We start from the raw sequence: 13,636 nt of genomic DNA, 5'->3' as shown, positions 1-13,636 counted from the left end.
AGGCCCGCCAGCGCCGCCTCGCCGTGCGCAGCCCGGTCCGCTGCGGGGGCGGTCACTGCTCCTCCGGCGTGAACCGCGGGATGGCGACCTCCTCGGTGACCCGGTCGAAGACGACCCGCACGCGCGCGCCCACCGTCACCTCGCTGGGCGGCACACCGACCACGTTGCTGAACATCCGCGGGCCCTCGTCGAGCTGGACCAGCGAGACGTTGTACGGGACGTCGTCGGCGAAGGCCTTGTCGTAGACCTGGTGGAAGACGATCGAGGAGTAGACCTCTCCGCGGCCGCTCAGCGGGACCCACTCGTGGCCCGGCTCGAGGCAGTCGGGACAGATGCGGCTGATCGGGTAGCGGATGTGCCCGCAGCGGGAGCACTTCTGCATCCGCAGCTCCTCGCGGAGCGCGCCGTCCCAGAACGGCCGCGTCTCGTCGTCGATGTCCGGCAGCGGCTTGCTGTAGTCGCTCACTCGCCCTCCTCGCTGGCGCTCGTCGGCCGCGTTCGCGGCGCTGCTCTGCCCATCGGTTCGCTCGCAAGCTCGCTCACCCGCCCTCCTCGCTGGCGCTCGTCGGCCGCGTTCGCGGCGCTGCTCTGCCCATCGGTTCGCTCGCACGCTCGCTCACTCGCCCTCCTCGCTGGCGCTCGTCGGCCGCGTTCGCGGCGCTGCTCTGCCCATCGGTTCGCTCGCACGCTCGCTCACTTCTCCCCTTCGTCAGCAGCATCGCGTTCGAGCAGTTCAGGGTCATGCCGCGGCCGGTGACCAGGCAGGTCTCGGCGCCCTGCACCTGGCGCGCGCCACCCTGGCCGCGCAGCTGGCGCACGCCTTCGACGATGTGCAGCCAGCCCTCCATGTAGGACTCCGAGAGGTTGCCGCCGGCGGTGTTCACGGGGAGCTCACCGCCGAGCTGGATCCGGCCGTTCTCCACGAAGGGGCCGGACTCACCCGGCTTGCAGAAGCCGGCGTGCTCGAGCCACAGCAGCACGCTGATGGTGAAGTTGTCGTACAGCTGCGCCACGTCGACGTCCTGTGGTCCCATGCCCGCCATCGCGTAGGCGCGGTCGAGTGCCTCCTTCTGGTGGGGCACGTACCACCAGTCCTCCCGCTCCAGGGTGCGGGTGGTGTAGGCCTGGCCCATGCCGGAGATGAGCACCGGCGGCTGCTTGGCGTCCTTGGCCCGCTCCGCCGAGGTGACGATCACGCAGACGCCACCGTCGCTGATCAGGCAGCAGTCCAGCAGGCGCAGCGGCTCGACGATGAACCGGGACGCCTGGTGGTCGGCGACCGTGATCGGCTCGCGCATCACCGCGTCCGGATTCATCGAGGCGTGCTTCCGGCAGGCGACGGCCACCTCGGCGAGCTGCTCGCTGGTGGTGCCGTACAGCGCCATGTGCCGGCTGGCGGCGACGGCGGAGTTCGCGGCGGCGCCCATCATCCCCCAGATGCCCCAGGAGTCGCCCCATCCGGACGCGCGATTGAACCGCGACCCCCGGTCTTGGCGGCGTCCCCGAAGACGCAGGCGACCGCGGTGGCGTGGCCGGACTCCACGGCCATCGCGGCCATCTGGACCAGCGCACCGGCCGTGCCGCCACCCATCGCCATGCTGCCGGTGAAGGCCGGGTCGATACCCAGCGCCTCGCCGACCCGCAGGTAGTTCAGCGCCCCTCCGGCGCGGTGGTGCCGGGGAAGGTGAGCAGCCCGTCGATGTCGTCCTTCTCCAGGCCGGAGTCGTCGAGGGCGGCCGTGAAGGCGTCCACCGCGAGCGAGAGCTGGGTCGAGCCCGGCACCTTGCCCTGCGGTGTCGCCCCGACCCCGATGATCGCGGTGCGGTTCTTCAGCGAGTGCATGCGTGCGCCCTCTCCTCGTCGTGTGCGGGGCCGGTGTCCGTCGTCGGCCGGGTCATCGCCCGCGGTACTCGGGTGATCGCTTCTCCTGGAAGGCCCGACGCCCTCGAGCCGGTCCTCGGTGTCGCGCAGCAGGCCCCAGACGTAGTTCTCGAGCTCCATCGCGGTGTCGAGGGGCAGCGCGGCGCCCTGTTGCACGAGGCGCTTGACGGCCCGGACCGCCAAGGGCGCGTTCGCGGCGATCCGCCCGGCGATCTCCCGCGCGCGCGGCAGCAGGTCCTCGGGGGCGCACAGTTCGCCCACCAGTCCCACCCGCCAGGCCTCGGCGGCGTCGATGCGGTCACCGGTGAGCAGCATCTGCATCGCCGTGGACGTGTTGATCATCCGGGGAGCCGCTGCGTGCCACCGGCTCCAGGGATGCTGCCCACGCGCACTTCGGAGAGCCCGAACGAGGCGGTCTCGGAGGCGATCCGGATGTCGCACGCGAGCGCGATCTCCAGGCCGCCGCCGACGGCCACACCGTTGATGGCGCAGACCAGTGGCTTGTCGGTCCGCAGACCCGCGAGCAGGTGGTCCGAGGTCGCCTGGCCGAACGCCCGCTGGGCGTAGGACTCCGGTGGGGGCGGCGTCCGCTTCAGGTCCGAACCCACGCAGAACGCCCGGTCGCCGGCCCCGGTGAGCACGGCGACGTGGATCTCGTCGTCCTCGTGGACGCGGGTCCAGATGCGGCCCAGCTCCGCGCGCATGTCCGGGTCGATGGCGTTGAGCGCTTCGGGTCGGTTCAGCACGATCTCCGCGATCCCGTCGCGCACCGTGAGATCGATGGTCATGGGTGGTCCAGCCCTTCTGTGCGGCGCCGCGGCACGCGTCCCTCACGGGACGAGCGCGCGGATGGCCTCGAGGTTGCCGTCGGTGTGCTCGGCGGTGCGCAGGATGACGTCGTCGAACCCGAGGTCCCGGAGCCGGGCGAGCCGCTCGCGGGCCTGCCGCGGCCCGCACTCGAGGGAGAAGGGCGCCCCTGTGCGGGCGGTTCCTCGGGACGGCCGAGGTCGACGGAGATGTTGGTGACCATCGCGCGGCGACCACCCGCGGCGCGGTAGAGCGCGATGCCCTCGGCCAGCCGCCCGCCCTTGGCCGCCGAGCAGATCCAGCCGTCGAACTCCTCGGCCGCCCGGCGGATCCAGTCGCTGCCGGCCCAGGCGCCGATCAGCATCCGCGGGCCGCCGGCGGTGGCCGGCCAGGGGTGAGGTCGATGCCCTCGGGCGGATCGCCGCCGAGGATGCCGCGCAGCAGGTCCACGGAGTCGGCGAAGGTGGTGAATCGGTCCTCGTAGGAGGCGCCGCAGGCGAGGAAGTCGTTGCGCGTGGACCCGGCGCCGACGCCGAGGGAGAGCCGGTCGCCGCAGACCAGGTGGGTCGTCATGACCCGATGAGCCACCTCCACCGGCTGGCGGATGCCGAGCTGGAGGATGCACGTGCCCAGCTCGATCCGCTCGGTCACCGTGCCGGCGACGGCCAGCGCGGTGAGCGGGTCCGGGAGGACGAAACCCCGGTTGAGGGCGTCGAAGACCCACGCGCCGTCGAAACCGACGCGCTCGATCCGGCGGGCACCTTCGGCCAGGCTCGTCGAGGTGAGCGGCCCGCCCCCGGGTTCGTTGCGCGGAAGAATCATCCCGACCCGCATTGGTCTCCGTCCTCGTTCCTGCTGCGGTGCGCGCCGACCGGTGCGGCCGGGGGTGGGCGCGGTGCCCGGCCCCCGGCCGCGCCGGGATCACTCCCGATGATGTCCAGCAGGGGCTGGTACCGGTCCCGGTAGTCCTGGATGTCCTCGCGGACCTCGTCGGTGGTGATGGGGTCGTAGATGTAGCCCTGCGCCTCGGAGAAGGACTGGAACTCCTCGCTCGCCAGGACGTCCTCCGAGCAGGAGACCAGCTCCTCGAGGACGTCGTCCGGCAGGCCGTTCGGAGCGACCGAGTAGTAGCCGACCGGCAGCGCCGCGTTGTCGTAACCGGCCTCGCTGGTGGTCTGTGCGTCCGGGAAGGCGTAGTACTCCTCGTCGTAGAAGACGCCGATGACCCGCAGATCTCCCGCCTCGACCTGCGCCTGCACGCTGGGCGCGTACCCGGCGTTCGCCTCCACCTCGCCGCCGAGCAGTGCGACGAGGGCCTCACCACCGCCCCCGGAGAAGGGCACGCTGGTGAGCTCGATCCCGGCCGCCTGGTTCAGCTGCTGGACGTTGAGGTCGGGGGTCGTGCCGGCGCCGGAGACCGAGACACGGATGCCGCCGGGGTTCTGCTCGGCGGCCGCCACGAGGTCCTCGATGTCCTGCCACGGCGAGTCGGCGCGGACGGTGAGCACGGTGGGCAGGTCGGCCAGCTTGATCAACGGCTGGTAGTCCTCGGCCGTGTCGTAGGGCAGATCTTCCATGACCAGCGGCTGCAGCCCCACGGCGCTGCTGGTGGTCATGCCGATCGTGTACCCGTCGGGGTCCGCGGTCACGACGCCGCCGGTCCCGATCGTCGCCGAGGCGCCGGGGCGGTTCTCCACGACGACCGTCTGGCCCAGGCACTCCTCGAGCCCGGCGGCGTGCTGTCGGCCGATCGGGTCGGTCGAGCCGCCGGTGTCGTAGGGGATGATGTAGGCGACGTCCCGGGTGGGGTAGTCGCTGCCCCGCCGGAGGCGTCCTCCGAGCCGGAGCCGTCGTCGCTCCCGCAACCCGCGAGCAACAGTGCCCCCGTCGCCGTCGCGGCAGTCAGCAGGCGGTATCGAGTCATCAGGTCTCTCCTCATCGGGCCGCTGGCGGCCGTTCGCACGGATGCATGCTGATGGCGGCGAAGGGATGCCGGTCGATCACCCTCGAACAGCGATCGGTCCGAAATGTGGACTTTTGTCCGGTATTCGGACTATCTGTAGAGTAAAGGTGGTCCAAATCACGTGTCAACACCCGGTCCGGTCACGGTCCGGCAACGACGACGAGAGGAACCGGATGTCCCCGCTCCCTACTGGGTGGCCGGCCGAGCGGCCCACGGCGACCGGACGGTGACGGTGACCGGCCCGCACGGGGACGTGGCCGGGACGACGACGTCCGCGTCACCGGCCGACGTCGAGCGCGCCGTCGCTGCCGCCGACGCGGTGCGCGACGACTTCGCCGCGGCCTCGGCGGCTGTGCGGTCCGCGGCGCTCGACCACGTCTCCCGGCGCCTCGCCGAGCGGAGCGAGGAGTTCGCCCGGTTGATCACGGCCGAGTCCGGCAAGCCGCTGAAATGGGCACGGGTGGAGGTCTCGCGGGCGGTGGCCACGTTCCGGTGGGGCGCGGAGGAGGCCCGCCGGTGGTCGGGCAGCCTGCAGCGGCTGGACACCGAGCCCGCGGCCGCCGGGCGGATGGCGCTGCTGCGGCGCGTCCCCGGGGGCCGGTCCTGGGCATCGCCCCGTTCAACTTCCCCTCAACCTGGTCGCGCACAAGGTGGCCCCGGCACTCGCCGTGGGGGCCCCGATCGTCCTCAAGCCGGCACCGGCGACACCGCTGAGCGCGCTGCTGCTCGGCGAGCTGCTCGCGGAGACCGACCTCCCGGAGGGCTCCTGGTCGGTGCTGCCGGTGCCGAACGAGGTGGCGGGCGCGCTGGTCCGGGACCCGCGGCTGCCGGTCGTGTCGTTCACGGGGTCGGTCCCCGTCGGGTGGTCGATCCGCGAGGCCGTACCGCGCAAGCACGTCACGCTCGAGCTCGGCGGGAACGGCGCCGTCGTCGTCGGGCCCGACCAGGGCGACGAGCGCGCGCTGGACTGGGCGGCCCAGCGGATCGCCACCTTCGCCATGTACCAGGCGGGGCAGTCCTGCGTGTCGGTGCAGCGGGTCTACGCGCACCGGGAGGTGGCCGGGCCGTTGACCGCACGGATCGTCCAGGAGGTCGAGAAGCTCCGGACGGGCGACCCGGCGGACCCCGCGACCGACGTCGGCCCGCTCATCGACGAGGCGGCCGCCCGCCGGGTCGAGACCTGGGTCGGGGAAGCCGTCGCCGCCGGTGCGCGGATCCTGACCGGTGGCGTGCGCAGCGGATCCAGCTACGCGCCCACCGTGCTCACCGGCGTGCCCGCGGACGCCCGGGTGTCGTGCGAGGAGGTGTTCGGCCCCGTGGTGCTCGTCGACTCCGTGGACTCGGTCGACGAGGGCTTCGCCCGCGTGAACGAGTCCCGGTTCGGCCTCCAGGCCGGCGTCTTCACCGCCGATCTCCGGGTGGCCTTCCGCGCCGCGCGGGTGCTCGAGGTCGGCGCGGTCGTCGTGGGCGACGTCCCCACCTACCGCGCCGACCAGATGCCCTACGGCGGGGTCAAGGACTCCGGCGAGGGCCGCGAGGGCGTCCACGCGGCCATGCTGGACCTGACCGTCGACCGGGTGCTGGTGCTGACCGGCATCGACGTCTGAGCACCGCGTCGGAGGAGGCACCGAGATGACAGGACCCGCACCCGATCCCATGGAGCAGGTGCACCGCTACCTGCGCGGCGAGGTGGACGTCGCCGCCCCGCGGGACGCGGCCACCGTCGTCCTCCTCCGGGACGGCGCGGACGGCCCGGAGGTCTACCTCCTGCGCCGCCGCTCCTCCATGGCCTTCGGCGCCGGCATGCACGTCTTCCCCGGCGGCTCGGTCGACCCGCGCGACCGGGACGCCTCGATCGGCTGGGCGGGGCCGGCGGCGGCGGAGTGGGCCGAGCGGCTGTCCTGCGATGCCGACCTGGCCCGCGCACTGGTGTGCGCCGCCGTCCGGGAGACCTTCGAGGAGTCCGGCGTCCTGCTGGCCTCCACCGGCGACGGCGCCATGGTGCGCGACACGACCGGCGAGGCCTGGGAGGCCGACCGGCTGGCGCTGATCGACGGCGCCGTGTCCCTCGGCGAGTTCCTCGCCCGCCGGTCGCTGGTGCTGCGGGCCGACCTGCTGCGCCCCTGGTCGCAGTGGATCACCCCGGAGTGGGCGCCCCGCCGGTTCGACACCCGGTTCTTCGTCGCCGCGCTCCCCGAGGGCCAGCGCACCCGTGACGTCGGCGGGGAGGCCGACTCCGTCACCTGGCTCCCGGTCGCCGAGACCCTGGACCGCCACCGCGACGGCGCGCTGGAGCTGATGACGGCCACCGCGACCACCCTGCGCGAGCTGGCGGAGTTCGCTGACGTGGCCTCGGTGCTGGCCGCCCAGCGCCGGGTGCGCCCGATCATGCGGCGCGCGGTGGTGGTCGACGGCGAGGTGCGCCTGGTCCACGACCGGTCCTGAGTCAGTCGCAGCGCGCGGACATCCCGCCGTCGACGATCAGCTCCGTGCCGGTCACGAACCGCGCCTCGTCCGAGGCGAGGAACAGCGCCGCCGCCGCCGTGTCGCGGCCGTCGCCCATGAAGCCCAGGGGATGCGCTTCGCCGCGTGGCGAGCAACGCCTCGACGTCCCCGCCGGCGCGCTGGCCGGCCAGCCGGACCTCGACCATCGGCGTGTGCATCTGGCCGGGGACGACGGTGTTCGCCCGGATGCCGTCGGGCGCGTGGTGCACGGCCAGCGCACGGGTGAAGCCGATGACCCCGGCCTTGGACGCCGAGTAGCCGACCTGCGCGGCGCCGGTCCACCGGATGCCGGACGTGGAGGCGGTGTTGACGACGGCGCCGCGCCCGGCCTCCACCATGAAGGGCAGCACCGCCTTGCAGGTGAGGAAGGTGCTGGACAGGTTGAAGTCCAGCTGCTCGTGCCACAGCTGCTCGGACATGTCGATCGCGCCACCCGCCCGCGAACCGCCGACGTTGTTCAGCAGCACGTCCGGGACACCCAGCGTCTCGACGCAGGCCTGGGCCATGGCGGCGACCGCGTCGGCGTCGGTCACGTCGCAGATGTAGGGCACGGCCGTCCCTCCGCGCTCGGCGACCTTCTCGAGCGTCTCGACCAGCGACGCCTCGTCGCGGTTGACGGCGAACACCCGGGCGCCCTCCTCGGCGAAGCGCACCGCGGCGGCGCGGCCGTTGCCCCAGCCCGGCCCGACGCTGCCCGCGCCGGTCACGATCGCGACCTTGCCGGCCAGCCGGCCCGACCCACTCGCTGCGCTTCCCATGGTGGGGACCATACTCAACATCCTGTAGGAAACGATCCCCGGCGGGAGGACCGACAGCATGCGCGTGCCCCGCCCCGGTCGTCGCGCGCTGCGGCTGCTGCTGGTCGCCGTGGCCGTCGCCGGTGTGGCGCTGGCGCTCGAGCAGGTCGGTCTTCCCTCGCCGCACCTGTTCGCCGGGCTGCTCGTCGGGCTCGCCTACGCCTTCCTCGTCAAGGACGAGCTGCGGACGCCGACCTGGCTGAGCACGGCGGCACAGGCGGTCATCGGCGTCGTCATGGGCGTCCTCGTGCAGCCGGACACCCTCGCGACGGTGGCCGGCTACTGGCTGCCGATCACGCTGATCACCCTCGCCACCCTGCTGCTGACCGTGCTGGCCGGCGTGCTGCTCGCCCGGTTCGCGCCCGTCGACCGGACCACGGCGACCTTCGGGATGATCGCCGGCGGGGCCGCGGGCATCGTCGCCGTGAGCAACGAGCTCGGCGCCGACGGGCGGCTCGTCGCGGTGCTCCAGTACCTGCGCGTGCTCCTCATCGTGGTGCTCATGCCGCTGGCCGTGGTCGTGCTCTTCGACGGCAGTGGCGAGCAGGGGGCGCTGGCCGCGGGTGGCTCTACGCCGTGGCCGCTGTCCACCCTCGCCGTGGCCGCGGTCGCCGCGGTCGGCGCGCTGCTCGGCCGGCTGGCGCACCTGCCGGCGCCGTCCCTCCTCGGCCCGCTGATCCTCACCGCCGTGGTGGCCGGATTCGACGTCCCCCTGCTCGAGGGCGTGCCCGGGCCGATCACCGCCGCGGCGTTCGCCGTGATCGGCGCCCAGGTGGGGCTGCGGTTCACCCCCGACACCCTCCGCACGCTGCGCAAGGTCCTCCCGGCCGGCCTGGCCCTCATCGTCGGGCTGATCGTGGTGAGCGGCGGGCTGGGCGTCCTGCTCAGCGAGCTCACCGGGCTCAGTCCCCTCGACGGCTACCTCGCGACCACGCCCGGCGGGATCTTCGTCGTCCTCGCCGTCGCGACCGGATCGGGTGCCGACGGCACCGTCGTGCTCGCCGTCCAGGTGCTGCGCATGCTGGTCATGCTGCTGGCCGGACCGCCACTGGCCCGCCTGCTGCGCAACCGCTGAGGCCGCCCGAAGACCCACCCGACGCAGTCAGGCGACCACCGCAGACCTCCCGCAGCTGACGGTCTCCCGCACAGTTGTGCTCTGCCCCGCTGAGCGGGGCAGAGCACAACTGTGCGCGACGGGCCCTTCCCGGCGGCCCCTTCAGGTCGCCTGCGGTGGTCGCCCGACGCAGTCAGGCGACCACGCCCCGCTCCCTCAGCTCCGACAACCGGTCGGCAGGGATGCCCAGCTCTTCCCCGAGCACGGCGTCGGTGTCGGCCCCCAGGCGCCGCCCGGTCCACCGGATCGAGCCCGGCGTCTCCGACAGCCGGGAGATGACGTTCTGCATCCGGACCGGACCCAGGTCCTCGTCGGGCACCTCGGGGATCATGTCGGTGGCCCGCACGTGCGGATCGGCCATCAGCTCGGCCACGTCGTACACCGGGGCGGCCGCGGCCTCGGCCTCCTCGAAGGCCGCGACCACCTCCTCGCGGGTGCGGGCGGCGATCCACCCGCCGACGTACTCGTCGAGCAGGTCGGCCCGGAGCGCACGCTCGCGGCCGCTGTCGAACCAGGGCTCGTCGACGACCTCCGGATGCCCGACGAGGCGGAGCACCCGCTGGGCGATGACGGTGGCGCTCGTCGAGACGGCCACCCACCGGCCGTCGCTGGTGCGGTAGGTGTTGCGGGGCGCGTTGTTGCCCGACCGGTTCCCGGTGCGCGTCTGGACGTGCCCCAGCTGGTCGTACCAGATCGGCTGCGGACCGAGGGCCGTGACGATGGGCTCGAGGATGTTCTGGTCGATGACCTGCCCCCGGCCGCCCCGCGCGTCCCGGTGGTAGAGCGCCATCGTGATCGCCGACGCCAGGGCCATGCCCGCGATCCCGTCGGCCAGGCCGAAGGGCGGCAGCGTCGGTGGGCCGTCGGGGGCCCGGTGATCTCGGCGAAGCCGCTCATGGCCTCGGCGAGCGTGCCGAAGCCCGGCCGGTTCCGGTAGGGCCCGGTCTGCCCGAAACCGGTGACCCGGGCCAGGACCAGGCCCGGGTTGCGCTCGCTGAGCACGTCGTAGCCCAGTCCCCAGGACTCGAGCTTCCCCGGGCGGAAGTTCTCGACGACGACGTCGGCCGTCTCGACCAGGCGGAGGAAGATCGAGGCGCCGTCGGGATCCCCGAGGTAGCACCCCACCGTCCGCTTGTTGCGGGACAGCATCTTCCACCACAGCGGCACGCCGTCCTTGGCCAGGCCGTGGTTGCGGAGGGTATCGCCGCCCCTCGGATGCTCGATCTTGATCACGTCGGCGCCGTAGTCGCCCAGGATCTGGCAGGCCAGCGGTCCGGCGAGCACCGTCGAGACGTCCAGCACGCGCAGACCGGCGAGCGGCCCGGCCGGCGGGTCGGTGCTCACGCCCGGCTTCCGAGCTCGCGAACCACCGCGTCGGCGAACTCCGCCGTCCCCGCCGAGCCACCCACGTCGGCGGTGGCCACCCCGGAGGCGAGCACCGAATCGATCGCCCGCTCGATCGCGGCGCCGGCCCGGCCCGCGCCCGCGTCGTCGTGACGGGCGCCCAGCCAGGTCAGCAGCATCGCCGCGGAGGCGATCATGCCGACCGGGTTCGCGACGCCCCGCCCCGCGATGTCGGGAGCCGAGCCGTGCGCCGCCTGCGCCATCGCGTGCCGGTCACCGGCGTTCAGGCTGCCCGACATGCCCAGCGCGCCGGCCAGCTCGCCCGCGAGGTCGGACAGGGTGTCGCCGAAGAGGTTCTCCGTCACGACCACGTCGAAGGCCTCCGGGGAGCGCACCAGCCGTGCGGCCATCGCGTCGAACAGCACCGTCTCCAGCCGGACCCCGGGGTGCTCGCGGGCCGCGGCCGCGCACTCCTCCAGCCAGAGGCCGAACGACAGGTGGAGCACGTTGGCCTTGTGCACCACGGTGACGTGCCGGCGCCGTCCCTCGGCCAGGGCGAACGCCTGCCGCACGACCCGGCGCACCGCCTCGCGGCTGAACACGCCCACCACCAGCGCCAGGTCGGGCGTCGGCATGAACTCCCCGCTGCCGACCGCCATGTTGCGGTCGGCGTAGAAGCCCTCGGTGTTCTCCCGCACGATCAGCAGGTCCATCCCCGGAACGCGCCCGGTCACGCCCGGGCGGGTGCGGCACGGGCGCAGGTTGGCCCAGAGGTCGAACACGTGCCGCAGCTCGCCACCCGGCGCCCGCTCGCCCGACGCCCGCCACGAGGGCGGGTAGGACTCGTTGTCGTGCGGCCCGGCCAGCCAGCCGTCGCAGTCGGTCAGCGCGGCCTTGGTGGACGCCGGCACGGCGGCTCCGTGCTCGGCCAGCGCCGCTGCCCCCATCGGCAGGTCGACCCAGTCGACCGGCGGAGCGCCCGCCGCGGCCAGGGCGGCGTCGGCCACCCGGCGCGCGGCGGGCACGATCTCCGGTCCGATCCCGTCGCCGAGCAGGCAGCCCAGCCGGTAGGTGCGGGTCATCGAGCTTCCTCGTCGTCGGGCAGGTCGCGCCGCGGCGGACCGTCGTAGGGCGCGGTGAAGGACGGCGGCAGCGGCCCTTGATGCGGGTACCGGCCTGCGTCTCCTCCCAGGCGTGGGCGAGCACGCCGACCGAGCGGGCCAGCACGAACAACCCGCGGGCCAGCGCGGGGGCGAAGCCGAGCTCGCAGTAGAGCGCGGCGGTCACCCCGTCGACGTTCACCGGCACCGGCCGCCCGCGCCGCTGCGACAGCTGCCGTTCGACCTCGAGCAGGACGGCGAGGTGGTCCCCGGGCACGACGCCGTCGTCGACCGCGGCCGCTCCCAGCCGCACGAGCGGGTCGCGGCGGGGGTCACGGGCGTGGAAGCGGTGCCCGAAGCCGGGCACGTAGCCGCCCCGCTCGCGCACCGCGGCCAGCTCACCGGCCACCGCGTCGGCGAGCCCGGCGCCGTCGTCCGCGGCTCCCCGCACCCGCACCAGCAGCTCCATGCACTGCTGGCCGGCGCCGCCGTGCACGTCGCCGAGCAGGCTCACCCCGGTGGCAACCGCCGAGTTCAGCCCCACCCCGCAGGTCGCCGCCATGCGGGCCGCCGCGATCGACGGCGCCTGCGGCCCGTGGTCCACCGACGCCACCAGCGCCGCCTCCAGCAGCCGGGACTGCGCGTCCGTCGGCAGCTCGCCGCGCAGCAGCAGCCATGCCGTCTCCACGAGGGAGAGCCGGCCGATCAGCTGCTCGACCGGGTAGCCGCGGAACCGGATCACGTCCGGCGCGGTCTCCGACACCGCCGTCCGCCACCAGCCGGCGGCCTCCTCGGCAGTACCCGTCACAGCGCCGGTCGGTTCGCTCCCGCGGGGCGCTCCGCTCCTCGCGACGGCGCCCAGACCGCCTCCGCGGTCGGTCCGCTCCTCGCTCGTTCCTCGCTGCGATGCTCCCTCCCTGTCGCCGGCCGCCTCGCTGCGATGCTCACGCCCTTGTCCGCTCACAGCGCTCCCTCCGTGTACAGCTCGTCGATCTCCTGGTCGCTGAACCCGAGCCGGACCAGTTCGGTCCGCGTGTGCTCTCCGAGCAGCGGCGGCGGCCCGGCCGGGCCGACCGCGGCGCCGTCGACGTGCACGCTGCTGCCGAGCACCCGCACCGCGGTCTCCTCGACGCGCACCTCGTGCAGCAGACCGCGGTCGCGCACCTGGTCCAGGCCGAGCGCCTGGGGGACGGTCAGCACCGCCGCCGCGGGCACGCCGCTGCCCGCCAGCCGTCGCACCCACTCGTCGGTGCCGTGCTCGACGAGGGTCCCCTCCAGCGCCGTCCGCAGTTCCTCGCGGTGCAGCTTGCGCTGCTCGCGGACGCCGAAGCGCGGGTCGGCGAGGAGCTCCTCCCGGCCGAGCACCCGCAGCAGCGCCTCGAACTGCTCCTGCTTGTTCGCCGCGATGTTCAGCCGGCCGTCCGCGGTCCGGAAGGTGCCGGAGGGGCCGCGGTCTTGTTCTCGTTGCCCATCGGCACCGGCTCCTGACCGGCGATCACGTAGTCCGACACCACCCAGCCCATCGCGACCAGCGCCGTCTCCAGCATCGAGACGTCGAGGTGGCAGCCCTCGCCGGTGCGCTCCCGGCGGACCAGGGCCGCGGCGACGGCGAAAGCGGCCGCGAAGCCGCCGAGGGTGTCGCAGACCGGGAACCCGGTGCGCAGCGGCGCGGTCTCCGGTGTCCCGGTGGTGCTCATGACACCGGAGAGTCCCTGCACGATCTGGTCGTAGGCGGGCAGGTCGCGCATCGGCCCGGTCTGCCCGAAGCCGGACACGGCGCAGTAGACCAGCCCGGGCTGCAGCGCATGGAGCTCGTCCCAGCCGAAGCCGAGCCGCTCCAGCACGCCGGGCCGGAAGTTCTCCAGCAGCACGTCGGCGGAAGCGACCAGCCGCCGGAAGACCTCCTGCCCCGCGGGTGCTTGAGGTTCACCGTCACCGAGCGCTTGGCCGCGTTCTGCGCGAGGAAGGAGACGCCCAGCCCCCGGGCCGAGAGCGCGGGGTCCGCGCCCAGGTTCCGCGCCAGGTCGCCGGTCCCCGGCACCTCCACCTTCACCACGTCGGCGCCCATCAGCGCCAGCTGGTACCCGGCGAAGGGACCGGCGAGGACGTTGGTGAGGTCGAGCAC

General features: G+C 73.7%; 10 protein-coding genes and 6 pseudogenes. 4 read left to right on the top strand and 12 right to left on the bottom strand.

Translation table 11 applies throughout. The features are described from left to right. Positions 1-52: 52 nt before the first annotated feature. From U6N30_RS32525 to U6N30_RS32500, 6 genes and pseudogenes are all read right to left on the bottom strand, one after another. Positions 53-466 (bottom strand): Zn-ribbon domain-containing OB-fold protein, encoded by a 414-nt coding sequence (locus tag U6N30_RS32525; RefSeq protein ID WP_324275550.1) that lies wholly within the window; start codon positions 464-466, stop codon positions 53-55. 73 nt (positions 467-539) lie between these two features. Beyond that, positions 540-1,430 carry a thiolase family protein gene (locus U6N30_RS32520; protein WP_324275549.1) on the bottom strand — a complete coding sequence of 297 codons (891 nt, stop codon included), beginning with the start codon at positions 1,428-1,430 and terminating at the stop codon, positions 540-542. A gap of 220 nt (positions 1,431-1,650) precedes the next feature. Then, positions 1,651-2,669 (bottom strand): annotated as a pseudogene (locus U6N30_RS32515) (enoyl-CoA hydratase/isomerase family protein). Then, complete coding sequence (locus tag U6N30_RS32510; RefSeq protein ID WP_324275548.1) at positions 2,666-3,052, bottom strand: hypothetical protein; 387 nt, start codon at positions 3,050-3,052, stop codon at positions 2,666-2,668. Before U6N30_RS32510 ends, U6N30_RS32515 begins: the two are co-directional and overlap by 4 nt. Further along, a complete protein-coding gene (locus tag U6N30_RS32505; protein ID WP_324275547.1) occupies positions 3,046-3,522 on the bottom strand; it encodes an LLM class flavin-dependent oxidoreductase in 477 nt (158 codons plus the stop codon). The genes U6N30_RS32510 and U6N30_RS32505 overlap by 7 nt, the downstream gene beginning before the upstream one ends. Continuing rightward, on the bottom strand, positions 3,507-4,553 hold the full coding sequence (locus U6N30_RS32500; protein WP_324275546.1) for a Bug family tripartite tricarboxylate transporter substrate binding protein: 1,047 nt from the start codon (positions 4,551-4,553) through the stop codon (positions 3,507-3,509). Before U6N30_RS32500 ends, U6N30_RS32505 begins: the two co-directional genes overlap by 16 nt. A 219-nt stretch (positions 4,554-4,772) precedes the next feature. Between U6N30_RS32500 and U6N30_RS32495 the strand changes: the two are divergent. The 3 genes and pseudogenes from U6N30_RS32495 to U6N30_RS32485 all read left to right on the top strand — a co-directional run. After that, positions 4,773-5,189, top strand: a pseudogene (locus U6N30_RS32495) (aldehyde dehydrogenase family protein); the annotation flags it as partial. A 112-nt stretch (positions 5,190-5,301) separates the two neighbouring features. Beyond that, positions 5,302-6,258 (top strand): aldehyde dehydrogenase family protein, encoded by a 957-nt coding sequence (locus U6N30_RS32490; protein WP_324275545.1) that lies wholly within the window; start codon positions 5,302-5,304, stop codon positions 6,256-6,258. 25 nt (positions 6,259-6,283) lie between these two features. After that, on the top strand, positions 6,284-7,096 hold the full coding sequence (locus U6N30_RS32485; RefSeq protein ID WP_324275544.1) for an NUDIX hydrolase: 813 nt from the start codon (positions 6,284-6,286) through the stop codon (positions 7,094-7,096). Between the two features lies 1 nt (position 7,097). On the opposite strand, the gene U6N30_RS35135 is transcribed toward U6N30_RS32485, so the two are convergent. Both U6N30_RS35135 and U6N30_RS35130 read right to left on the bottom strand, forming a co-directional pair. After that, positions 7,098-7,376, bottom strand: a complete 279-nt coding sequence (locus U6N30_RS35135) for an SDR family oxidoreductase (RefSeq protein WP_422678008.1) — start codon at positions 7,374-7,376, stop codon at positions 7,098-7,100. Further along, positions 7,318-7,914, bottom strand: a pseudogene (locus U6N30_RS35130) (SDR family NAD(P)-dependent oxidoreductase); the annotation flags it as partial. The gene U6N30_RS35135 and the pseudogene U6N30_RS35130, both read right to left, overlap by 59 nt. 58 nt (positions 7,915-7,972) lie before the next feature. Between U6N30_RS35130 and U6N30_RS32465 the strand changes: the two are divergent. After that, positions 7,973-9,028 carry an AbrB family transcriptional regulator gene (locus tag U6N30_RS32465; protein ID WP_324275542.1) on the top strand — a complete coding sequence of 352 codons (1,056 nt, stop codon included), beginning with the start codon at positions 7,973-7,975 and terminating at the stop codon, positions 9,026-9,028. A 172-nt stretch (positions 9,029-9,200) separates the two neighbouring features. Here the strand turns inward: U6N30_RS32465 and U6N30_RS32460 are convergent. The 4 genes and pseudogenes from U6N30_RS32460 to U6N30_RS32445 all read right to left on the bottom strand — a co-directional run. Continuing rightward, positions 9,201-10,351, bottom strand: a pseudogene (locus tag U6N30_RS32460) (CaiB/BaiF CoA transferase family protein). Positions 10,352-10,407: 56 nt separating this feature from the next. Beyond that, the gene (locus tag U6N30_RS32455) at positions 10,408-11,493 is read right to left on the bottom strand and encodes an isocitrate/isopropylmalate dehydrogenase family protein (protein WP_324275541.1); all 1,086 of its coding nucleotides are present in this window, start codon (positions 11,491-11,493) and stop codon (positions 10,408-10,410) included. 109 nt (positions 11,494-11,602) lie between these two features. Then, positions 11,603-12,253: pseudogene (locus tag U6N30_RS35125) on the bottom strand (citryl-CoA lyase); the annotation flags it as partial. 218 nt (positions 12,254-12,471) lie between these two features. Continuing rightward, positions 12,472-13,591: pseudogene (locus U6N30_RS32445) on the bottom strand (CaiB/BaiF CoA transferase family protein); the annotation flags it as partial. Between the last annotated feature and the right edge of the window lie 45 nt (positions 13,592-13,636).

This window comes from Blastococcus brunescens (assembly GCF_035320885.1).
GTDB classification, from domain to species: domain Bacteria; phylum Actinomycetota; class Actinomycetes; order Mycobacteriales; family Geodermatophilaceae; genus Blastococcus_B; species Blastococcus_B brunescens.
The sequence above is the reverse complement of the archived record's forward strand: the minus strand, read 5'-3'. Positions and strand labels throughout refer to the sequence as shown.

Bases quoted from the DNA above. Each gene is read 5' to 3' on its own strand.
- U6N30_RS32510 (WP_324275548.1), bottom strand. From the start codon at position 3,052: ATGCTGATCGGCGCCTGGGCCGGCAGCGACTGGATCCGCCGGGCGGCC.
- U6N30_RS32520 (WP_324275549.1), bottom strand. From the start codon at position 1,430: ATGATGGGCGCCGCCGCGAACTCCGCCGTCGCCGCCAGCCGGCACATG.
- U6N30_RS32465 (WP_324275542.1), top strand. From the start codon at position 7,973: ATGCGCGTGCCCCGCCCCGGTCGTCGCGCGCTGCGGCTGCTGCTGGTC.
- U6N30_RS32455 (WP_324275541.1), bottom strand. From the start codon at position 11,493: ATGACCCGCACCTACCGGCTGGGCTGCCTGCTCGGCGACGGGATCGGA.
- U6N30_RS32505 (WP_324275547.1), bottom strand. From the start codon at position 3,522: ATGCGGGTCGGGATGATTCTTCCGCGCAACGAACCCGGGGGCGGGCCG.
- U6N30_RS32485 (WP_324275544.1), top strand. From the start codon at position 6,284: ATGACAGGACCCGCACCCGATCCCATGGAGCAGGTGCACCGCTACCTG.